The 23888-nt window shown below is 26.1% G+C and carries 23 protein-coding genes; 13 read left to right on the forward strand and 10 right to left on the reverse strand.

The window, feature by feature from the left end:
- Positions 1 to 156 precede the first annotated feature (156 nt).
- The 7 genes from Q1X91_RS06720 to Q1X91_RS06750 form a co-directional block, all read right to left on the reverse strand.
- Positions 157 to 864, reverse strand: coding sequence for a hypothetical protein (locus Q1X91_RS06720; RefSeq protein ID WP_300754861.1), 708 nt, complete (start codon positions 862 to 864; stop codon positions 157 to 159).
- 155 nt (positions 865 to 1019) lie between these two features.
- Positions 1020 to 1505, reverse strand: coding sequence for a hypothetical protein (locus tag Q1X91_RS06725; RefSeq protein WP_300754864.1), 486 nt, complete (start codon positions 1503 to 1505; stop codon positions 1020 to 1022).
- Positions 1498 to 1767: a hypothetical protein gene (locus Q1X91_RS06730; protein ID WP_300754867.1), complete on the reverse strand. Its 270-nt coding sequence runs from the start codon at positions 1765 to 1767 to the stop codon at positions 1498 to 1500. The genes Q1X91_RS06725 and Q1X91_RS06730 overlap by 8 nt, the downstream gene beginning before the upstream one ends.
- Positions 1768 to 1799: 32 nt before the next feature.
- Positions 1800 to 2081 (reverse strand): hypothetical protein, encoded by a 282-nt coding sequence (locus Q1X91_RS06735; RefSeq protein WP_300754870.1) that lies wholly within the window; start codon positions 2079 to 2081, stop codon positions 1800 to 1802.
- Between the two features lie 153 nt (positions 2082 to 2234).
- A complete protein-coding gene (locus Q1X91_RS06740; RefSeq protein WP_020004876.1) occupies positions 2235 to 2363 on the reverse strand; it encodes a hypothetical protein in 129 nt (42 codons plus the stop codon).
- A 55-nt stretch (positions 2364 to 2418) separates the two neighbouring features.
- A complete protein-coding gene (locus tag Q1X91_RS06745) occupies positions 2419 to 2691 on the reverse strand; it encodes a hypothetical protein (protein ID WP_300754876.1) in 273 nt (90 codons plus the stop codon).
- A 70-nt stretch (positions 2692 to 2761) separates the two neighbouring features.
- On the reverse strand, positions 2762 to 6700 hold the full coding sequence (locus Q1X91_RS06750) for a tetratricopeptide repeat protein (protein WP_300754879.1): 3939 nt from the start codon (positions 6698 to 6700) through the stop codon (positions 2762 to 2764).
- Between the two features lie 418 nt (positions 6701 to 7118).
- On the opposite strand from Q1X91_RS06750, the gene Q1X91_RS06755 reads away from it, so the two are divergent.
- Entirely contained in the window at positions 7119 to 8864 is a 1746-nt protein-coding gene (locus Q1X91_RS06755) for a ribonuclease R family protein (RefSeq protein ID WP_300754882.1), read from the forward strand.
- 98 nt (positions 8865 to 8962) lie between these two features.
- On the opposite strand, the gene Q1X91_RS06760 is transcribed toward Q1X91_RS06755, so the two are convergent.
- Both Q1X91_RS06760 and Q1X91_RS06765 read right to left on the reverse strand, forming a co-directional pair.
- Positions 8963 to 10768: a methyl-accepting chemotaxis protein gene (locus Q1X91_RS06760; RefSeq protein WP_300754885.1), complete on the reverse strand. Its 1806-nt coding sequence runs from the start codon at positions 10766 to 10768 to the stop codon at positions 8963 to 8965.
- Between the two features lie 166 nt (positions 10769 to 10934).
- A complete protein-coding gene (locus tag Q1X91_RS06765; protein ID WP_300754888.1) occupies positions 10935 to 11618 on the reverse strand; it encodes a pseudouridine synthase in 684 nt (227 codons plus the stop codon).
- A gap of 335 nt (positions 11619 to 11953) precedes the next feature.
- Here Q1X91_RS06765 and Q1X91_RS06770 point away from each other — a divergent pair, with 335 nt between their 5' ends.
- The 6 genes from Q1X91_RS06770 (at position 11954) to Q1X91_RS06795 (ending at position 15607) form a co-directional block, all read left to right on the forward strand.
- Positions 11954 to 12682: a flagellar filament outer layer protein FlaA gene (locus tag Q1X91_RS06770; RefSeq protein ID WP_300754924.1), complete on the forward strand. Its 729-nt coding sequence runs from the start codon at positions 11954 to 11956 to the stop codon at positions 12680 to 12682.
- 24 nt (positions 12683 to 12706) lie between these two features.
- On the forward strand, positions 12707 to 13414 hold the full coding sequence (locus Q1X91_RS06775) for a flagellar filament outer layer protein FlaA (protein WP_300754891.1): 708 nt from the start codon (positions 12707 to 12709) through the stop codon (positions 13412 to 13414).
- 142 nt (positions 13415 to 13556) lie between these two features.
- Positions 13557 to 13697: a hypothetical protein gene (locus Q1X91_RS06780; protein ID WP_300754893.1), complete on the forward strand. Its 141-nt coding sequence runs from the start codon at positions 13557 to 13559 to the stop codon at positions 13695 to 13697.
- Between the two features lie 21 nt (positions 13698 to 13718).
- Complete coding sequence (locus Q1X91_RS06785) at positions 13719 to 14225, forward strand: hypothetical protein (RefSeq protein WP_300754895.1); 507 nt, start codon at positions 13719 to 13721, stop codon at positions 14223 to 14225.
- 19 nt (positions 14226 to 14244) lie between these two features.
- Positions 14245 to 15027 (forward strand): nucleoside triphosphate pyrophosphohydrolase, encoded by a 783-nt coding sequence (gene mazG / locus Q1X91_RS06790; protein ID WP_300754898.1) that lies wholly within the window; start codon positions 14245 to 14247, stop codon positions 15025 to 15027.
- Positions 15028 to 15178: 151 nt separating this feature from the next.
- Positions 15179 to 15607, forward strand: coding sequence for an ankyrin repeat domain-containing protein (locus tag Q1X91_RS06795; RefSeq protein WP_300754901.1), 429 nt, complete (start codon positions 15179 to 15181; stop codon positions 15605 to 15607).
- Between the two features lie 62 nt (positions 15608 to 15669).
- Here the strand turns inward: Q1X91_RS06795 and Q1X91_RS06800 are convergent, their stop codons facing one another.
- A complete protein-coding gene (locus Q1X91_RS06800) occupies positions 15670 to 17217 on the reverse strand; it encodes a bifunctional UDP-sugar hydrolase/5'-nucleotidase (RefSeq protein ID WP_300754904.1) in 1548 nt (515 codons plus the stop codon).
- Between the two features lie 162 nt (positions 17218 to 17379).
- On the opposite strand from Q1X91_RS06800, the gene Q1X91_RS06805 reads away from it, so the two are divergent.
- The 6 genes from Q1X91_RS06805 to Q1X91_RS06830 all read left to right on the forward strand — a co-directional run bounded on the left by Q1X91_RS06805 (position 17380) and on the right by Q1X91_RS06830 (position 23347).
- On the forward strand, positions 17380 to 18405 hold the full coding sequence (locus Q1X91_RS06805; protein WP_300754907.1) for a SagB/ThcOx family dehydrogenase: 1026 nt from the start codon (positions 17380 to 17382) through the stop codon (positions 18403 to 18405).
- Between the two features lie 52 nt (positions 18406 to 18457).
- Complete coding sequence (locus Q1X91_RS06810) at positions 18458 to 19549, forward strand: streptolysin associated protein SagC (protein ID WP_300754910.1); 1092 nt, start codon at positions 18458 to 18460, stop codon at positions 19547 to 19549.
- 60 nt (positions 19550 to 19609) lie between these two features.
- Positions 19610 to 20956: a YcaO-like family protein gene (locus Q1X91_RS06815; protein WP_300754913.1), complete on the forward strand. Its 1347-nt coding sequence runs from the start codon at positions 19610 to 19612 to the stop codon at positions 20954 to 20956.
- Positions 20931 to 21590, forward strand: a complete 660-nt coding sequence (locus tag Q1X91_RS06820; RefSeq protein WP_300754916.1) for a CPBP family intramembrane glutamic endopeptidase — start codon at positions 20931 to 20933, stop codon at positions 21588 to 21590. Before Q1X91_RS06815 ends, Q1X91_RS06820 begins: the two co-directional genes overlap by 26 nt.
- Before the next feature lie 14 nt (positions 21591 to 21604).
- On the forward strand, positions 21605 to 22339 hold the full coding sequence (locus Q1X91_RS06825) for a hypothetical protein (RefSeq protein ID WP_300754919.1): 735 nt from the start codon (positions 21605 to 21607) through the stop codon (positions 22337 to 22339).
- A 315-nt stretch (positions 22340 to 22654) separates the two neighbouring features.
- Positions 22655 to 23347, forward strand: a complete 693-nt coding sequence (locus tag Q1X91_RS06830) for an ABC transporter ATP-binding protein (protein WP_300754921.1) — start codon at positions 22655 to 22657, stop codon at positions 23345 to 23347.
- Positions 23348 to 23888 lie beyond the last annotated feature (541 nt).

A 23888-nucleotide genomic window follows, 5' to 3' on the forward strand; every position in this document is an offset into this window, starting at 1 on the left:
TTTCAAAAATTTTATTTCTTCGTCTGTTAAATTAAAATCCATATTTTGATTATACCATAAATTAAAAAATTGACAAACTTAAAAATTTTCAGTATATATTAAAAAAAACTGCCCCATAGCTCACTACAAGACAGGCTTTTTATAATATTGATTGATTTAATTTATATTATTTCCAATTCCTTCTTTATATGTTTGAAGAGTAATAGCATTTTCTCCATCACTTACATCTTTTGCATTGTTAACAGTACCAGATACTGTTGCTTCATAAGGCTGATTTTGATTTAATGTGAAACCTGATAAATCAAATTTCCATTTATCAGCTATAGCATCAGTACCTACATCTAAAGTTACTCTCATAGCTGTTTCTATATCTGTTTTAGTTATTATTTGAAGATTGGCAATTTGAAATTCTTCATCTAATGTGTATGTTTGATTATCTGATATTCTTGTAAATAAGAATGTTAATGTATATTTAACACTCTTTGCTTTTTCAGCTTTTTTTATTTTTTCAATTCCAGAAGGAGATAATGATACTGTTATATAATCAGCAGTTGCAGGACTATATGGTACTGATATTGTATCTTGAGATAATGTAAAATCTGAAGGCTCTAATTGGACTGTTCCAGAAGTTGTAACTTTGTTTATTTCAACTTTGGCTTCATAGCTTGTACTAAGCTGAATACGTCCTGAAGTTTTTACTGTAGAATTATCAGTATCAACTCCTATACGAAATTCTTTATTAACACGATATACAGAAAATGTACCTATGTTAGGACTTGTAGGGGAATCATTCTTTCCTCCGCAGCTAACTGCAAATATTACTGCTGTTAAGCATAAAAGAAATTTGAATAATTGTTTTTTCATTTTAGTTGCTCCTTAAATATTTTTTATTTATAACAATTAAAGATTTTTTATCATCTTTAATAAGTTATCAAGTGTTTAAAGCATATCTATTCATATTAAATATATTTGCTCTTTATTCAATATTATTAATCAATAAAGTGATTACCTCATTATGGTTAGGTATGATTTTTATTTTCGCTTATGATACTGTAAAACTGTTTAGAGAACTTTTTTCTGTCAAAACAATTATTATCATAAGAATCGTATAAACTTAAAAGTATTAATGATAACAGCAATATACTTGCTTCATCAGTATTTAAATTACTCTTTTTATAATCATTTAATATAGTGCTTAAATAATTATCATTAAAAGTGTCTTTAAAATCAGCGTCATTGATATTAAATATTTTTTTCACTTCAGTGCATATAGAACTTACAAGCTCATCTTCTATATGATGTATGTTTTTTACAATATCTTTCATCTTCATAAATAACTCTTTGTTTTTTATTATTTTTGATAAGAAAAGTATTTCAAAAGATTTATTTTCAAAAATAATATTTTCTATCTCTCTTATTTCAAGTCCGTAAGATTTTAATTTTACTATCTCCCTTGCGATATCAAGATGCTCCATTATGTAGTATCTGCTTTCTGTTCTAATCATTCCTTTTTTCTACTCTGTATGCTGGAAGAAGCTCTTTATTATCCCATTCTCTTAATAAATTAATGCTCATATTCTTTATATTATTTTTTTCAAGAAGTTTTAAAAACTCTCCTATGGACATTAATCTTTTTTTGCTCCTTAAAATAAATGAATATTTTGGCAAAGTATATTTTTTGCTTTTTATAAAATAATGCAAATCAGAATGGTTTATATCTCTTTTAGCATTTGTATCTATATTGTTATTTTCATCTCTTCTAGCCATTTTATATTTACCTTACTTGTATAAAGTCAAAATTAAAAAGTTATAATCATAGAGCCGTTAGCTGTTTTTTTATTTAATTTATATTGATAGCCTAAATATTTATATTTTTCAGCTTGTCTTAAAACAACATATTTCAGAATAGGTTTGTTGTTCTTACTATGAAGCCCTCTTCCAAATACCACCTCCATATTAATACTTAAACTGTTTCCAAATAATATTTTTAATATGCATAATATCTTTAATAAATTTATGAAGCAGCTTCTTACTTCTTTTGCTCTTTTTCCATGCAAGTCAATAAATAAGTAAATGTTCATTATACAATCTCCTTAAATATTATTATTAATTTTTTTAATACCTTGCTATCATTAGATATAAACTTTTTTATACTAACTTTCATCATTTATAATTTTTTCACCGCCCCAAACTAATAAATAATTTGAAGCGGCTTACAGAAAAAATTTTATTTATTATTTTTTCTGATTAGGGTTCATCTGTTTTCCTCTATTGCCTTGATTCTTGTCATATGTAATATTTGTTCCAGATGTACCTTTGTTGGCATTTGAAATGTCAGCATTATGATTTGGTTTTTTACTCATAATTAACTCCTTATATTAATTTTTATATAAAAAGATATTTCACTTTTATATACTATTACTGATTACATAAACTCACTATCATTGAACCTCCTAAAGTTCTTTTTCTTAAGAAGTATTTTTTTATGTATCCTATTTTTTTGTATTTTTTTACTACTCTTATAACAACATGTATTAAAATCGGCTTATTATCTATACTGTGCAAACCTCTGCCGAATACAATCTCTATGCTATTAGAAAAATTATTATTAATTAATGTTTCTAATATACTTATTAATTCTAATTTTGTTTCTTTGGCACTTTTGCCATGAAAATCATATTTATTAAGCATAGTTCTCCCCCATTAATTATTGATATGTATATAAAAATAGGTTTTTATACGTTATGCGGTTTTAATTTTATTAAATTACAATGTCAGTTTTATTTAAGAATTTTCTGACATATTCTTTTTGATCTTTGCTTCCACTATTTAATATATCCCTTAGTTTTTCTTTTATATAATCATAATCACGCCATTGTTCACCGAAATTTATTAATTTATTACTAAATACCTTCTGAGCCTCATAAAAATTGCCGAGTCTTATATAGCATAAGTATTTATATATATCGCTAGGGCTGCCTGAATTTTCAAAACAATTCAAAGCCTCCTCATATTTTCCAAGTTCGTACAAACTCTTTGCTTCGTATTCTTTAAAATCATAACTATAAATAATAGATTCTGATTTTAAAAGCTCTGTAATTGAAGCTGCTATTTTTATAGTTTTTTCATATAATCCTTCTTTAAAATTTTTATCCAATATATCTTCGTAAATACTTCTTAAATATAATTTTTCAATTTTTTCCAAAGAATTAATATTATCTTTTATGCAGCTCTCTCCATTGTAGTTTTCAAATAGTTTTTCAAGACTATTGATAACATTGTCTTTTTTTTCTCTAGTCAAAGAATAAAAGCAGCAGTCAATCATAGCTAAAAAATAAAATCTTTCATTTCCTAACTTTTTATTAGAACATAAAGATACAATTTTGTTATGCAGATAATCTATATCTATAAATAAAGCAGACATAATAATATTATTTTCTTTTTTATAATACTCTGTTAAATTTATGTATATACTGCATAGCATTTCAATGTACTCTATAATATTAGAAACAGAATTATTCAATTCATATTTATAATACTGCTTTATTTCATCTAATATATTTTTATCCGAATCACTAGCTTTACTATATGCCGTATCAATATTATAAAGTATATATTCTTTTAAGCTATTATCATTTGTTTTGCGGTATTTATTATATTGATACTTAGCCAAATAAATATAGCCTTTATATGAGTTTTCATTGACTTTCAAATCCTCTGAAAATAATCTAAATCCATCATCATAATTTTCAATAGAGCATTGACATATACCTATATATATAAGTATCTCTTCTTCATATTTTATATAAAGTGCCTTATAATAAAATTCTAAAGCTTCTTCATATAAACATTTTCTAAGCATGTTATCTGCTTTTTCTCTGTACATATCTTTTATAAATATATCTTTATGCCAGTTAATAGCCTCAGTAAATATTCTCTTTAATTCATTTTCAGCATTATAACCTTTTTTCAAGTATTCAAATGCTTCTTCTAAAATATCTTCTCTATTTATATCAAGTTCAAAAATTAGATATTTTATCATTCCTTTCATATAGTAAAAAATATTACTATTGTCTAAAAACTCATTGCATTTATCTAAAGCCAAGTTATAGTATTTTAAAGATTTTTCCTTTAAATTATCTATCAATAAAAACTGAGCCATTTTTGTAAAAGAAGCTATTAAATGTATGCTTTCTTCTTTAGAAGCATTATTGTTTGTGTATAAATATTTTGAATAAGATTTAATATGGTAGTCTTCTTGAATATTATTTACACTTTCAATATACTTCTCATTATCTCCTATTTCATAATAGAGTAATGAAATATATATGCTGCAGTATTGAAAATTATCGATACCTTGAAAAAGACTTAAAGCCTCATCATATTTTTCATCTTTATATTTAATTATAGCTGAGTAATATAAGCACTCATTCTTATAATCATTTAAATTTTTTAATAAATCTTCTAAAATTTTTTTATAATCTTTATGTTTTATACCATGATAATATTTTCCATCAGCTTCAATATCTTTCAAAATTTTTTCGTAATATTTTATTCTACATTCAATATTATCTAGTGCTTCATTAAAATATTTGATGCTTTTATCATACTTTGAAATTCTTAAAAAGAATTTTCCAGATTCTATCAAATATTTTACTTTCATATTATAAGTATTACAGTCTTCATTTGATAATATGAATAAAGCTTCATACGAAAACATAAAATGTCTTTCTATAATATCATCACTAATTCTATAATCTTTATTAAATAATTTGATATTAGAATTAACATAATCAATATCTATATTAATATCAATTACAGCTCTGTACTCATTATGCAAAGAAGTAATTATATTTTTAAAATCCTCCGTATTTCCAATTTTGTATTCTCTGTATATAAAAATTTCTATAATAAAGCATAAATAGTTTTTATAGCTAAAATTATCAGTATTTAAGTATTCTTTTATTTTTTCTATCCATTCTTGAGGCATAGGAAGTATAGATTGAAAAATACTTAATAGACTGCATTTATAAATGGAATTATCACTATACAAATTCAATGCTTTTTCCATATACTCGGCTGCCTCCCTAAACTGATAAAAACATCTATTTCCAAGATAATAATATATTAAGCTTTTTTCTTTATCATCTTCAAATAAATTTATAGCCTTATCAAAGTATTTTTTTATATTCTTAAATCTTTCTTTATCATTACGCTCTTTATAATATACAAAATAAAATCTGCATATATTAAATAGAAGTTTATGGTCTTCGTATACTTTTTCATCAAGCGATTCTATTATTTTTTGAATTTTAAAACTTATATTAGATTCTATATCATAATCACTGCGATTATAACTAAACAAATTATTAGAATCTTTATTATATAAAGAAGTATAATTTTTTAGATAACTCATTTTCAAAAAGTATAGAATCATTTTATTAAGTAAATATATACTTGATTCATTATGCTTTCCATAAACACCTAATAAATGATATAAAGTTACTCTATGCAAATCAAAGTCATTGAACAATATATCAATTAATTCTTTCACAGCCTCATAATCATCTGCACCATATAATCCTTTGTATATATTATCTATAGCATATTTTACATCATTTCTGTTTAATGCTATAACAGCAATTTTTAAATATGCATTAGAATATTTACTATCCAATCTAATAGCTTCTGATAAATCATCAAAAGCATCAATATCTTTTTTGTTTGAATAGTAACAGCAGGCTCTGTAATAGAAAGCGGCAGGATTTTCTGTTTTTAATTCTATTGATTTATTTAGATTATTAAAAGCATTTTCTTTATCGTTTAATTTATAATAACACATACCAATAAAGCAGTATATTTCAGAATCTTCATTATTCAATTTTAAAGCTTCATATAAAACTTCAAGAGCTTCTTTAAATCTTTCTAAATTATAAAGGCATTTGCCTTTAAAAATATAAATATTATTTTCACTATATCCTAGTTCAAAAGCTTTGCTAAAATCTTCTAATGCTGATTCAAATTTTTTTAGATTGAAATTTGATACCCCTTTGATATAATGAGCTTCTGCACTTTCATTATCAAGTTCTAATGCTTTATCAATATCTTCCAAAGCTTCTTCATGATTGCCTGCATCTTGTTTTTCCTCTGCAAATGATATTTTTTCTTTTATTTCCTCCTCTATCTTTTTTAAATCAAAAATTATATTTTCAATTTCTGCTATTGATTTACCGCTTAATAATCTTGCTATTTCATCAAGTATTATAAAATGATGATAGCAGTATAATGCATTTTCTTCGTCCATTTTATAAGGATTTAGTATTCCTTTGTATTCATCTTTATGCAATTTAGTTCTTAAACTATCATAAAGCTTATCTTTAATATATTCTTTCAAGTTTGGAAGTTCACATATTTCTTTTTCTATCAAATCAATTTTATATTTTATTAAACGTATGAAAGCACCATTTTCAAAAAAACTATTTTTTATAATTTTTTTAAGTTCTTCATCATCTACTGTAGTTTTATCTGATTCTATTTTTAAAGTTTCATTATACAAAGAGATTTTTTGTTTTTTATAAATTCCTTTTTTAAAAGATACTATATACATATCTTTTTTACCTTTTTTCATTGCCGCTTTAATAAATTCTTCTTTTGTTTCAGGTATTGGGTAGCTGCTGTTATTTATATTATATTTTATCATAAAAACCTCTTTGTTATCATCAATCTTTATATTTAAATTATAATGAATTAACGATAAAAAGACAATGAATAAATAGGGGTAATATTTTACAAAATACACAAATACAGATTAAATACACATATCAATACATTTATAGATACACTAATAAATACACTTAATAAAAATTCTATATACAATTTCAATATGACTATTCAAAATAATGATACTGTTTTTATAAGCTTGGATTTTACTTTACAATATTTAAAAAAATATAATTGTTTATATATTAAAGGTTCATACATAAGAATGATAAAAAGAATTCTAAAAATACTCAAAAAAATTATAAAGTTTTTACATATATATGAATTTTTTTTGCTTTAATTGAAATAACTTTGAAAAAAGTATATATTATTTGAAATTTAATTTGAAAGGTGAATTAATGAAAACAGCAGAAGAACTAATAAAGAAGCTTATGAAAAATCAAATGGACTATAATATATTCATAAAATTTAATTCAAAAACAGCAATTGAAAAAACTGCACTCACAAATTTGATAAGAAAAGCTATAAGCGATGGTTATATACAAAAAACTGACGGTAATTTGCTTAAAGTTACAAAAGAAGGAAGACAGTATATTAATAAATTGGAAGGTAAAGAAGAGGCACCAAAAACAGTAAAATCTGTTAAGGTAAATATTGATGTTAAAAATGCCAAAGAAGATTCTAAAATTATAGCTAAGGCTTATAATATAAAGCAGGATTTCAGCGAAGAATTAATTAAGTATGCTGAAAAAATAAATGAGGCTGCTGATTTTAATAACATAGAAGAAAATAGAATTGATTTAAGAAATTTAAAAACTATAACTATAGACAGTGAAAGTTCTAAAGATTTGGACGATGCTTTGAGTATAGAAAAACAAGATGATGATAATTATAAAGTTTATATTCATATTTCTGATGTAAGCCATTTTATAGAGCTTAATTCTCCTTTAGATATTGAAGCTAGAAGCAGGGGAAACTCTACATATTTGATTGATGAAGTATACAATATGTTTCCAGAAATTTTATCTAATAATGTAATTTCTCTAAATGAAAACACAGACAGATTTGCTATGACATTATTAGTTCATATTAATAATAGAGGAGAAGTATTATCTTCAGAAGTTTTTAAAAGTGTTATTAATTCTAATAGAAAATTATCTTATGATTATGCAGAGGATATTATAGATAAAAAATGCCAAGATGAAGATTGGCTTATGGTTTTAATTGATAATGCTTTAACTATAAAAAATCTATTATATAATAGAAGAAAAGAGGGCAGGGGAGTTGAATTTGATAATCAGGATATAAAAATTGTTTTAAATGATGACGGCATACCTATAGAGTTTTATGCAGAAGAAAAAAAACAATCTATGTCAATAGTAGAAGAATTAATGCTTTTAGCAAACAGCGAAATAGCAAAAAAGCTCTCTAAATATGACGGGGCAATATACCGTTATCATGGCGTTCCAGATGAATATCGATTTAATAATTTTAAAATACTAGCTCATAATAAAGGCTATGATTTAAAAGAACTTCCAGATAAAAGTTATGATATAAAAGAGTTTGTTGATAGGGTTAAAGGTAAGCAGGAAGAGAATTTGCTTATACCTGTTTTGCTTCGTTCAATGACGCCTTCGTCTTATAGTATAATAAATAAAAGTCATTTTGGTTTGGGGCTTGATTATTATACTTATTTTACTTCTCCTATTAGAAGATATGCTGATCTGCTTATACACAGAATAGTTAAGGATACTATTTTATCAGGCAGGGAAATTATAGAAGATAATTTAAAAAATATATGCAAAGATTCTATTGATAGTTTATCTATCCTCGATAAAACTTCAAAGAAAGCAGAGAGATACACAAGACAGATAAAAGCAGCCAGATATATGAAAGACAGATTAGGAGATGAATATTACGGAGTGATAAGTTCTATATCTCCAAAAGGTATTTATGTAGAGATAGAAGGTTTAGATATAGAAGGGTTTATAGAATCTATTTATATTGGTTCTAATTATAGATTTTATCAGGATATGCAAAGTGTTTATATAGACAAGATAAAGGCTTATGAGTTGGGCGATAAAGTAAAGGTATTAGTTGCCAAATCTAATGTAGAAAACGGCAAAATATTTTTCTCATTGTAGGATTTATCAGTATTAAAAAATTTAAATATTTTTTATAAAAAAAGCAGGGAATAAAAATATACTCCCTGCTTTTATTATTAATTATTTTTTATTATTAATTATTTTACTTTAAAATATTCTATTTCATTAATAATATCTTTACTCATATTTGATATCTCCAAACTTGAAGATGAGTTTTGAGTGGCTAAACTTGAGTTTTCCTGAGTAATATTATTTAATTCTTTTATTGCAACATTCATTTGTATTATTCCGTCCTCTTCCTGCATTATAGATTGAGATATATCCTGAAGTTCTATTTCCATTTCCTTTACCAAATCATTAATAGTATTTAATATAGAAGATGATTTATTTGCCGATTCATTTCCAATTTCTACTCTTTTTACAGTTTCATCTACAATGGAAGTGATATTATTTGCTGCCTCATTAACAGTCTGAGCTAAAGATCTAACTTCGCTTGCTACTATAGCGAATCCTCTTCCCTGTTCTCCAGCTCTTGCCGCCTCAACAGCAGCATTTAAAGCAAGTATATTAGTCTGAAATGCTATAGACTGTATAAGTTTGGTTATTTCAGATATTTTTTTACTTGATTCAGATATCTCATACATATGAGCAGATATTTCATTAACAGCTTCTACACCCGTAGTTGTAGTTTCCATTATTTTTGAACTTTTATCTTTTGCCTGCAATGAATTAGAACTCACTTCTTTTATAGAACTTGATAAAGACTGCATTGAACCTGTAAGTTCCTCTATAGCAGCGGCCTGAGTATTTGTTCTGTCAGATAAATATTCGCTGCTTGATGATATGCTTTCTATTTCTGCATTTATTGTGTTAAGATTTGACTGAAGTTTTGACACAACATTTCCTATAGTATTTTTCATATTATTTACATATGATACTAAAGAGCCTGATTTATCATTTTTATTATCATTATTTGAACTGTCTATAACAAAGTTTCCTTTAGACATTTGATCTATGCTATTCATAGCCTTATCAAGCATCTGAGATATAGGTATAACTACGAAGAATGCTAATGCTGTTTGTATTGATATTAAAATAATAATAACTAAAAGATATGCAAGCATAATATTTCTTATTCTGTTATTGATAGCATTCATATTTCCGCGTATTACAATCTTATAAGGAGTGTCTCTTAATGATTTTATAGTATACCATTCATTTCCTACTATCTGCATTATGGCCTTATTAGGATCTTCTAATGATTTTGCATCTTTAAATAGAGGTTCCTGATATACATTGTATTTGTCATTAAATATATATTCTTTATTTTGATGCGACATATAAAGTCCTGCTGAAGTCATTATATTTACCTGATTGTCGCTGATTACTTTTTTTGATATATTATTCATTTCTAAGAAGTCTATACCTATAACTCCTTTTAGTGAATTATTAGTGTATACAGCTAATGACAATGTTATACATATTCCGCCTGTATTTGCATCAACATAAGGTTCTGTGATAAAAATTCCATTTTTAGTTAGAGCCCCTTTATACCATAATCTTGAAGTTTGATCATAAGTATTAGGATAAGGACTTATACCATTAACAAAAAGCCCACCATCTCTGTATGGTATTTCATTTCCGTATAGTATATCATATATGTTTTTATTTGATTTTATTATGCTTTCAAGTGTTTTTCTTATATTTGTAAATGAGTTATCATTTGCCTCAAAATATCCTCTTAATGTATACATTATATCATATACTTTTTCCATTTCTACAGATAAAACTAGTTCAGTATTATCCATCTCTGTCAATGTATTTTTTATAAATTCATTGGTATATACAGTTTTATAAGCAAAAAACATAATAATATATGCTACAAGCAAGAAAACGGCGAAAGGAATAATTAATTTTAATAATAAAACTTTGTTGTTTTTCATAAAAATAACCTTAAAATAAATTACTCAAGTAGAAAGTATATAAAAAATTTTTTTTGTGTCAATTATATTTAATAAAATAACAGCATGGTAAAATATAATTAACCATGTAATATTATTATATATATAGCTTAAAAAATTGTCAATTTTTTATAAACTCTATGGTAAATTAATTATTTAATATAGAGTTTATTTCATCTTCTTTAAGATGTTTAAAAGAACCTTCTTTTAAGTCATCTAATAATATATCGGATATTCTTAATCTTTTTAATGTTATTACTTCAAATCCTATTTTTTGGCACATTCTTCTGATCTGTCTGTTTTTTCCCTCTGTAAGAATGATATGAAATGAGTTTTTAGTTATTCTTTTTAGTTTAGCAGGTTTTAATTTTTGTCCGTCTAAAGATATTCCATATTCAAGTTTTTTTAAAGCTCCGTCTGGTATACTATCATTAACTTTGACAAAATATTCTTTTTCGCAGTTTGTATTTTCACCTATTATTTTTTTAGAGAATACTCCGTCATTTGTAAGAAGTATAAGTCCGCTGCTGTCTTTATCAAGTCTTCCCACAGGATATATATTATTAAAATCATTTTTAATCAGATTATATATAGGTTTTCCCTCATTTTTATTTGAAGATACAACATATCCTCTAGGCTTATTTAATTTTATATATATTTTATCTTCTTTGTAGTCTTTTATATCACATTCTACCTTATCTTTTTCAGAAACCTGATATGCGGGATTCGTATTTATTATACCGTTTATTTTAACATTCCCATTTTGAATAAGTTTGTCGGCTTCTCTTCTGCTTGCGATATTTAATGATGCTATGTATTTGTTTAATCTCATTTTTTATTATTTTCATTATTTTCAAAAAAAATTATAAAATAATATTAACACAATATAAATTTTAATCAAATTTAAATAATTATTTCCTAAAATTATATTAGCATTATATCGATATAATAGTATGAGAATTTTATATTTTATAGTTGACAATTTTTGTTGATTATAATATAATGGTGCTAAGTTATTGGATATAATTGCTTAGCTATAAATATTAAGGAGAGTGCGCTATGAAATTCTATAGAAGTACGAGAGATTTTTCTCGCTACCTCATAATCATTTGTCTATTCATAAGCATATGTTCATTTGCTGTTTATGGACAAACTTCTAGTGTTTACATGGAAACTAGACTGCTTTACAACTTTGAAACATTAGATGAATGGCAGCCAATATCAAATGCTAGCCGTTTTATGTTTAGAGGTGATAGAACAAATGAAAATGGTGTTGTAATGAAATATCCTAATATGAGATTATTCGCTACAAAACCATATGGTATGGGTAACCAAAGCTATAATTCAACTAATTCATTATCAGTAAGTGTTTCTTTTTTCAGAAAATCTTATAACTTCTTTGACTTAGTTCCAACAGTACAAAAAATCATACCAGGAAAAGCTCAGACTTTTGATGTTTGGGTATGGGGTGGTAATTATGACTATACTATGGAAATGTTATTTGAAGACTATCGTGGTTATACTTATACATTGCCTTTAGGATCTATCAGATTTATCGGTTGGAGAAATATGAGTACAGCAGTACCATCTTTTATTCCTCAAGAAGAACCTTATGTACCTAGAGCAAAAGGTTTAAGATTTATGAATTTCCGTTTCTGGTCATCACCAGAGGAAAGAGCTGATAACTTTGTAGTTTTATTGGATTACTTCCAAACTGTTACAGATACATTTAGAGAAGCTTATGACGGTTCAGATATTGAAACTACATTAGGTCAGGAAGTTGGCGGAAGATCTTCTGAACAATATACAGAAGGCGGAGCTCAAGTAGTAGGTGAAGAAGGCGGTGCTGCTGCAGGAAATACTACTACAGAACAGACTCAAGAAGCGCAACAATAAGGTATAAGTAAGGAGAAGAATAATATGAAAAGATTAAGTATCTTGATAACAATGTTAATTCTAACTGTTGCATTCTTGTTGTTTGCCCAAGATGCGGCTCAAACAGGTGAGCAAACTACTCAAAATCAGCAAGGTGAAGATGGCAACAATTTTGTAACTGAAGCTATTACTAACTACTTGATAGATGATTTCGAATTTGCTAATACTTGGCAGGCTTCTATGCCTAGAGATTACGGTGTAGTTAGCATTATTCGTCGTGAAGGCGGTCCTGCTGATGTAGTAGCTGAAGGTGCTGAAAATAATAAATATATTTTGGGTGCTAAAGTAGAGTACTTCAGAACTGGTTATCCTTGGTTCTCTGTAACTCCTCCTAGACCTGTTAAAATCCCTGGCTATACTAAAGAACTTAGTGTTTGGGTAGCAGGCCGTAACCATAATAATAAAATGAGTTTCTACGTTTATGATATAAATGGAAAACCTCAGTCAGTTGGTAATGAAGCTCTTAACTTTATGGGTTGGAAAAACATAACTGTTCAAGTTCCTGCTAATATAGAACAGGAAGACTTTAGAGGTCAAGTAGAACAAGGTATCAGCTTTATGGGTATACATGTTAAAGTTGATCCTAGAGACTCTTATGGTAAATACTATATCTATTTCGACCAATTAATGGCTAAAACAGATATGTACTTAGAAACTTATAGAGAAGAAGATGATCCATTAGACACTTGGTAATAATTAAATAACAAATGAATATTAAAGGCGGAGTATTTTTTAAGTACTTCGCCTTTTTTATTTTTTATAACTTGAAATTAATACGATTATATATTAAACTATAAAAATATTATAAAGAATATTATTTAAATGAGAGTCCATTATGTCGGCTATAAATATATTATTGATTATTGGTTTTGTGCTTCTTGCTGTATATTCTATTACAACTAGAATAGTTAATAATAGGGTCGAAAAAGACAAAAAAGAAAATGTACATAATGATGATGAAAAAAATATTGAATAAAGTTTAAGAAAAGGGATCTTTATGTCAGAATTAGTTATATATATAATAATAGGTATAATATGGCTTATAGTGTCTCTCATACAAAAAGCACTTAAAAAAAATAAAGTAAATACAAAATCAAAAAATACAGTGAAAAATAATAATAAAAAAACTTATACTCATAAAAAAGTTAATAATAGTAATGAAGAGGAAATATTCAGAGAGCTTAAAAAGAATATGGAATCTTTAAAAAATTACAGTGAAGATACTTTAAGAAAAAATACAGAACATCAAAATGTATATACTTCTAATTATGAAACTTCAAATAATGACAGAGAAATGTTAGAACTTCAGAAAAAATATAATTCGAAAATATCTCAAATTAATAATATAAAAGAAGATGTAAGTAATAATGATTTTAAAGTATCAGAAAATAAAAGACATGTTAATCATATGCTCTCTTCATTAGATATAAAGAATGCTGTAATATATAATGCTATATTAGAACCAAAGAGAATTAACTATATGAGAAAATCAAAAATTAATTAAAATATACAGGCTTAAAATTATGAATTCATTTGAAGAATTAATATCTATAATAAAAAGATTACGCGGAGAAAACGGCTGTGCTTGGGATAGAGAACAGACTTTTGATAGTTTGATACCATGTTTTTTGGAAGAATCTTACGAGCTTGTTGAGGCTATAAATAATAAAGATTATGAGAATATTAAGGAAGAGCTTGGAGATGTACTTTTGCATGTAGTGTTTTTTTCGGAACTTGCAAGAGATGAAAACAAATTTAATATAGATGATGTTTGCAAAAATATCAATGAAAAACTTATAAGAAGACATCCTCATGTATTTGGAGACAGTGATGTTAAAGATGTTGATGGTATACTTAAACAATGGGATAAAATAAAGCAGACAGAAAAGAATAATTCAGGATTTAAAAGCGTTTTAGATGGCATTCCTAAATCACTTCCTATAATGGAAAAATCTTACAAGATGATGAAAAAAGCTGCTGGGGTAGGATTCGAATATAAGAATATTGATGATTCGCTTGCAAAAATAGATGAAGAGCTTTCAGAAGTTAAAGAGGCTTATAATGAAAAAGATAAAGAGCATTTGGAAGAGGAAATAGGCGATTTGATTATGACAGTTCTTGATTTTGCACGTATGAATAAAATTAATCCAGTGAACTCTTTAATAAAAGTTAATGAAAAATTCAGAAAAAGATTTAATTATGTTGAAAAAACAGCATATGACATGAATAAAAAACTAGAAGATATGTCATTAGAGGAGATGGATAATCTTTGGAATGAATATAAAAAACAAGAGAGAGAAAGATAATATCCGATTTTTTTAACAATAAAATAAAAAAAATAATATATTTATTATGTATATAAATAATAGAATTCTTATTTTGGTTTCTTATACTATTATTGCAAGAATTTTAAGTTTATATTATAATAATAATACACTAAACGATGGGGTTTATTTAATGGCTATTAATGCTAATTTGTACAAAAGGTCTAAACTATATGATTTACTTTCTAAAATAGTAAAGAAAAAAGATGATGAAAATTTTGATATGAAAGAAAATGTTGATAAGGCTTTGGAGTTAATAGATAAAAGTACAGAGGAAGAAGTTAATTATGCTGACAATAAAATAAGCTGTCTGCATTTAGCTGTTCAAACTGGCAGTCCTGATATAGTTGCTGCTTTGCTTGCTAAAGGAGCTGATGTTAATGCTATTAATGAAAGAGGAGTAAGTCCGCTTCATTTAGCTATTATTAAAAATCAGCCTGAAGAAATTATTAAAATACTTTTAGATAATGGGGCAGATTATAACAGAGAGGAGGCAAATTTTTCTGCTGTTATGCTTGCTGAAATAATGAATGCTCCTTATATGCATTTATTTAAAAAATAATTTTATTTTTATATAAAAAGAGCCTGTTTTATAAAAACAGGCTCTTATTTTTTGTTTAAGTTTTACTCAAATATTACCCTAGGTTTTTCATCAATATAATTTGCTGGTATGTTATTAAGTTTTTTTATCTGTGATATTAAAGCATCTCTTATATCATTTCCAGTCATAATAATATTTTTTCCTTTTCTTCCTATAGGATTGTTTTCGCTGTCAGTATATCCGTCTCCGCCGTCTAAAATATAATCAGACATTACTATATTATAATCTTTATTTTCTGTAATATCCTCTCCGTTTAATTTGGCAGATATCAATTCTCCTTCGGCACTATATACTATTTCAACGCCTCTTGAATACTGAAGAAAACCTCCGCCTCCTCTTTTTTTAGCAGATATTTTTATCATATCAAGCAAATCTTTTCCGTTTAATGAAAGAGTTACAGCCTGATTATTAAAAGGGAAGAATTCATTTTGTATTTTTCCCAAAGTAATATCTCCTGAAGGAAGAGATGTTCTTAATGCTCCTGAGTTTATTATAGCTATATCTATATTATCATAAGAATCAAGCACCAAATCGCAGGCAAAATTTCCTATAGCCATAGAATTAGTTCTTATTCCGTCTTGAGGAAGTTCAACAGGCAAAGTACCTATTCTTACATTAAACTCTTTATCAACAGTACCTTTCATCTCATCAATAAATGCAAGCATATCTTTATCCTGTTCTATATTCTGATCCATTAATACCAATTTATAATCAAAACCGCTTACAGTGCCGTTGCTAACGCTTAAATTAATATCTCCTAAATACTTTCCATAACAGCCAGTTTGTACTATAGGCGTACCATTTACAATATCAGCTTCTTGTAGTTCTGTATGGCTATGTCCTCCTATTATTATATCAAATGTATTAGGTATAGCCTCTGCTACTTTTTTATCCATTTCATAGCCTATATGACTTAATAGTATTGTAACATCATTAGTAGTATTAAGAGGTGTTTTTTTAATAAAATCTTTTAATGCCTGTATTTCATCTTCAAATACTAAATCTTTTACACTTGAAGAACTATAAACTGGTTCTGTAGTTGTTACTCCTATTACAGCAACATTAAGACCATTAACATTTGTAACTATATATGGAATAGCATAATAACTATTATCAGCTTTATTTTTTATATTGACAGAAAGTGTTGGAAATTTTCTATCTTTCATTATTTCTGTAAAATTATCAAGTCCGTAATCTACAAAGTGATTTCCTATAGTTACAGCATCTACCCCTATCATATTCATTATATCAACTTCATCTCTTCCCTGAAACACTGTAGAATAAACACTTCCAGTAATAGTATCTCCAGCATGAAGAACTAATACATTATCATTGGTAGATTTAACCTGTTTTATGTAAGAAGCTCTTCTTGCAGCTCCGTACATATAATTAGTTTCAGGCGGATTTACTTCTTTGTTTACAACTTTTTCTTCTTCATCTTTACCATGTGTATCATTCATGTGTATTATAGTAAGATTTCCAGTATTTCCAGTTTTTTTGGAAGATGAACAAGAAAATGAAAATAAAATAATTGTAACCAATATGAATGCAAATTGAAATTGTTTTCTCATATTGCTCTCCTTACAAAAGAAAAAATTTTATATTATTATTAAAATTATATACAATTTATTTTTGTTTTCAATACTATAGAAAATAATTACTGGATATTTTTATGAAATTTATTATATTTGGTTATTATATTAGATTAAGTTTTATACATGCGGAAAAATTTTATGGGCATTATTAAGAAGACAGATAAAAAAGAGAAGAATAATAAAACAAAAAAAATAGAAATAAGCAAAGAAGAACTTGAGGCAAAAGAGATACCATTACTTTTTAGTATCGTAAATTTTTCTTCAAATATTCCAATTTCTATGTATGCCGATACTATAGGAATAAAAACTGCCGAATCCTCATACAGAGGTGTAATGCACTCTGAAGTAAATAGAAATATAAGTGATGAATATCTTTTAAACTCAAAAAAATCATCAATAGATTTATCTGTTTTGTATAATGTTTCTAGCTATTCATCATTTCCTATAGATGCTTCTCTAAGTAATAGAGTACTGCTTGAAGAGGAAGTTCATAAAAAAGGAAATGCTGTAAAACTGCCTCCTTATAAAAATATTAATGCTCCTATAGGTTCAGTAATAAGATCAAGAAGAAGCAGAAGAGATTTTAAGGGTAAACCTCTTACTTTAAGTGATTTGTCTACACTTCTATATTATGGAGATGGTATTTCTGGTGATTTTGATTTTAAGCTAAATAAAGATGAATACAGCACTATAACTTTCGGCGATAAATATATATCAAAACTACGCACAGCTCCTTCCGGAGGAGGACTTTATCCTATATATCTTTATATAGCAGCTCTTAATATAAATAATCTTGATAAAGGAATATATAAATATATGCCTTTTACTCATTCTCTTGAAAAAATTAAATTATTCAGTGATAAAGATTTAGAAAATTATTATAATACTAATGTTTTCGGAGGAGATATAGATTTAAGAAAAACAGCTTTATCAATTTATTATGTGTATAGTATGTATGAAAACTCCAGAAAGTATGGTGATATGGCATTTCAGTTTGCATTGATAGAAACTGGGGAAATTGCCCAAAATATACAGCTTACGGCAGCAGCAAGCGGTATTTTAGCATGCGATATCGGAGGATTTAATAAGACTTTATCCGAAGAGTTTTTAAATATTGACGGACAAACTAATCATGTTGTGCATCTTACTTTGCTTTCAAAATGATTTTATATAAATTACATAAAAAAGAAAAAATAAATAATTAGGTTGATTTTGTATGGCTAAAAAGAATATTAAACTTTATGATAATGTAAGCATTTTTTTCGGTTCTGATAATGAGATAAGATTTAGAAAGGGTATATGGAATTTTGAAGAAGCTTCTTTAACTTTAGATGATTTAAATGATAATATGAAAGAAGTTATAACATTTATAGCAAATGAACTTTTTGATGATAAACTTATCTCTTTTGATGACATAGTAAAAAAATTTTCATTAGATGAGAATGACAGCAATGTGCTAAATGATATTGTATCTTCTTTGATTGGAAATAGATTTTTAGAGTATGATGATAAAAAAAATAATATGCAAAATACTCTTTATGAGCTTATAGGAGAATATTTTTATGATATTCCAGATGAAAGCAAAATAGAAAAAAATAAAATAATGTTTATAACCGATAATGACAGATTAAAAGATTATGCCTTATTAGTATCTAAAGATATATATATAAATCTTGATATGATGAGTGCTGATGATATAAAAAAAATAGAAAAATCTAATCTTACAGATACAACAGATGCTGTTGAAAATATAGAAATAAAAAAAGAATTATTAAAGTTATTTGATAATATATCATGCGTAGTTGTAAGTATAGAGAAACCAAGACTTAATTTGCTTAGAAATATTAATAGGCTTCTTCTTGATAAATCAATACCAATAATTATATCAATACTGGACGGACCATTTTTAAATATTACAACTATAAAGGGAAAAGAAACAGCTTGTTACGAATGCTTTGAAAACAGAGTAATAGCAAGAAATGAAAGTTTATCAGTTTATAATAAATTTGTTAAGCAGACTATGAACTTTAAAATAAAAAATAAAAGAACTTATATAACGCCTATTTTGCAAAGTTTTACTTCTATTGCTTTGTATGAAGCATTTTTATTTGCGGCTATAGGTAAATGTAAATTATCAGGACGTGTCATTAATGTTTATATACCTTCTATAGAGATTCAAGTTCAGGATTTGCTTAGAGTGCCTTTCTGTCCTGCTTGCGGCCATATAAGTAAGGCAAAATATAATGAGATGTATACTTCATCAAAAGAGATTATAGAAAAGTTTTCAAGCAAGGTTATAGTGAAATGATAAAAAATTATAAAAAAATGCTAAAAAAATAAATTGTTAAATAAAAACGGATAAAAGTATATGATTAATTATTACCCAAGTCATAAAAATATTTTAAATAAATATAATTCTATATGCGGACATCAGACTGGTATAATGGATTCTATTATCATAATGCAGGCTAATTCTGTAATTGCTGAAAATATTAATACATGTACTGCAATGCTTCCTAATTATCATAAAATATTATTAGGTGATAATGCTGATGTGAATTATCATCTTTCAGGATATGGTATTTATAGAGATGAGGCTATCATAAGGTTATTAGGCGAAGGTATTGAGAGATATGCTTTATTTACTTCAAATTTGTATTTTGAAGAAAAACTTAAATATCTTTCTTATAATCAATTAAAAGAAAAATATCCAGACAATGTTATACCTTTTGAGTATGTTAAAATATATACAGATGAAGATTTAAACAAATTAAATAATATAGGTATTTTAGAAAATATTACAGAAGATGATGTGCTTTCTTGGGTGCTTCTTCCTTCTTTATTTGACAGTAAAAAAGAATATTATGTTCCAGCACAGAATTTCTTTTTATCACACATAATAAGAAGGGATAAAAAAGAAAAAGTATTTATAGGCGGATTTTCAAAGGGTAGTGCCAGTCATAAAAATATTTATCTTGCTTTAAAATCGGCTATTAATGAGATAATAGAATGCGATGCATGCATGATAAAATGGTATACAGACAGCAAAGTTAAAGAAGTCATTATTGATGATGATATACTTAATGAAACTATTAATATGATTCTTAAAGACATTAATTATAAAATAAGAGTATTTGATTATACATCTGATAATAATTTGGGCTATGTTTTTACCGTTATGCTTATAAATAAAAGTGAAAAAACTCCATATATTGTAGTAGGTGCTTCCTCTGGTCTTAATCCTAGAAAGGTAATATACAGGGCTTTTATGGAGGCTTTGGCTATACTTACATTAAATATTAATGGTGCGTTGTCTATGCCTAGCGATTATTTGGAAACTGTATCAGAAAAAAATTATCTTAATCTTGACAGCAATGTGAATTATTGGGCTAATTTAGAAAATAAAGATAAAAAATTAAAATTCATTAATAGTAAAATATCAGAAAAAGTGCAGTTAAAAAAATATAAGAATCTTGAAGTTAATACTCAAAAAGATTTAGAATATTTATTAAAAGGTATTAATAATATTTCAAAATATGCCGTTTATTTGGATATTACACCTTCTGAAATAGAAAATAAAGATTTTTGTGTTATGAGAGTTTATATACCAGAGCTTGTGCAGATGTCTATGCCTGCTTTTCCTTACAGCAATCACCCTAGGATAATTCAAAATGGAGGAATATCAAATAATGAATTCCCGCATCCATTACCTTAGTGCTCTGCTCGTTCTAGTATCTATTTCTTTTCCTACTTCTTTGATTGGAATATTTATAAAGTTAAATTTTGCTAAGATAAACAGAATGCTTCCTAATGCTTTGAGTTATTTATTATTTGTGATAATTGTATTTTTTACGGGTTATATTGGAAGTATTAATTATAATGTCAATATATATTTTATTATTACAGCTTTTATATTTTCTTTTGTATGTATAGCATTAGAATTATTTGAGGGCATTATTATTCATTTTATTAAATACAGAGTTTGGATAAGAAATATAGAAGTTCATGAAATAGTAGAGAAAAAGAATATATTTACTGATATTATAATTATATTTATAGGTGCTTTATGCGAAGAGATAATTTTTAGGCAGGTATTTTTTAATATTTCTTATAATATATTTTCTTTTAATATTTTTACTATTATTATACTTTCATCTTTCATATATGCACTTAATCATATATATTTCGGTGCTAATGTTGTATTTCAGAAGTTTATTGCAGGACTGATATACTCTTTATTATTTGTTTACTCTTCTTTTAATATAACAGTACCTGCTTTATGCCACTTTTTTCAAAACAGTATTTTATATCTATTATCTTTAAAAAAATTAAATAAATATAATACATAAAAAGAGAGGATAAATTGATATTTTTAGAAATTGTGCCGTATATATTAGTATCTTTTATACTAGGTATTTTAATAAAATTTTTAGAGCATAACAATATAATAAATAATATATGTTTTAATTTGATGAATCATAGTAAATTAGAATATAATGAGATGTATGTTTATGTAAGTACTTACATATATTGGATTTTTATGTTTGCTTTTGCTTTGCTTATAAGTATTTTGAAAAAACAAAATATTTTGTTATATTTATATATAGAGAGAAAATACATAATTTATATTTTTATTAATATTTTCGCTGTTATTTCTGCTTTTGAAATTATTATGGCTGTATTGAGTTTGATTAATAAAGATATAAGGGCTAATGTTATATTTAATAATATATTATCAGTGCCTTCTGTGGATTTGCTTTACTCTTCGAGAATAAATCCCAAATGGATATTGATAATATTATCAAGTATAATAAAATGCTTATTTTTTAACGGAGTAATATATTTGGCTGTAAAGAGTAAATTATCGAATTTATTTTTTACTATTTTTATAGCAGGTATGTTATTTTCATTGGAAGAAATTTTCAGAGTAAGAAGTATTAAACAGGCATTTATATTTACTATAGCCTGCTTAGTGGTTGCCATTGTTAATGGTATTGCATTTGAGTACAGCGGAAGTTTGATACCGCCGATATTTGCTAATATAGCTTTTACAATGTATTATTTCGGGCAGTTTGAAAATATGCGTAGGTACTCTTAAATTATTGGTATTAATTTCTTTATATAAATATTTTTATATAAAGAGTTTAATATAAAAAACATCAAAAGGAGTTGTTGATATGATTAAATATTCTTCAAAAGTACGCACAACATGTTCTCTAAAAAGCCAATCTGTTGTATTGACTCCTGGAGGATGTTGCTGCTCTTGTTGTGTTAATGTAACAACTACAACAAACAATTAATTTATTATAATAATTGTTATAATAAATTTTTATGCCTGCTGTATTGATAGTTTTATTATTAATGCAGCGGGTTTTATAATAATTGATAAAATTAAATTTGGTAACTGCTTAATATGGAAAGTTTGATTAGTGCTAGAAACATAGAGAAAAAGTTTAATAAAAATACAATATTAAAAAAAATAGATTTTGATATAAATAAAGGCGAAGTTACAGCACTTGTAGGACCAAACGGTTCTGGAAAAACTACACTTATAAATATATTATTAGGTATATTAAAAGCAGACAATGGCGAATTAAAAATAAATATAGATAATTATAAAAAGCATATAGGAGTACAGCTTCAGTCTACACCTTTTTTTGAAGGATATACTGTAAGAGATAATATATTGATGTTTTCAGCTCTTTATGATATAGAGATAACAGATGAAGATATAAATAATATGCTTAATAAATATTCTCTTAATGCCAAAACTTTAGCTATTAAACTTTCAGGAGGCGAGCAGAAAAAACTTGCCATAATGATAGCTACTATGCAAAACCCTGATTTACTTATATTTGATGAGCCTACAGCTAGCTTGGATCCAAGAGAAAGATATAATGTAAAAAATATGATAAAAGAGCTTGCTTACAATAATAAAACAATTCTTTTTACTTCTCATGATTTAGAAGAGGTAGAAGATATTGCTGATAGAATAGTATTTTTATATAAAGGAGAGATATTAGAAAGCGGAAGTAAAGATGAACTTTTAAGTAAATATAATTTTGACAGTTTAGAGAAACTTTATCTGCATATTACTAATTATTAAATTATAATTTGTGGTTATATACTAAACAACTATAATTTGTCAAAATTAATTTTTTAGATTTTAAATATTTGCAGCTTTGCCCCGTACCCCCGCTTCTTTTGCGACCGTAGGAAGTCCTGTGGATTGCCACATACGAAGTACGCCTGCAGCGAGAAGCAGGCACAGCCCGCAGTAGCGAAAGGCTAATATTTTAGCTAAATTTAATAATTTATTTTACATATAAAACATAATTAGTACTATTTAGTATTATTTTAGACTTGCACTTTTTGCAACTTTTTGCGGCGGGAAAAAGTTGAATAAAAAAATTGACAAACTTAAAAATTTTTAGTATATACCTAAACAACTATAGTTTGTAAATTTTTAGTTATTTGTAAATGTAATTATTATTTATAAATAGTATAAAGTACTATTGGTATTAATAAAATAAGTTTTAGATGTATAGTAAATTACTTATTTGGTATAATAATAGGTAATCAGCCGCACGTATCGTTGACATTTGATAAGAATAAAACAATACCGTGCGGGAAGGTGCAGCGGCTCG

Origin of the sequence: uncultured Brachyspira sp. (genome assembly GCF_949287625.1) — a bacterium.
In the GTDB taxonomy this organism is placed as follows: domain Bacteria; phylum Spirochaetota; class Brachyspiria; order Brachyspirales; family Brachyspiraceae; genus Brachyspira.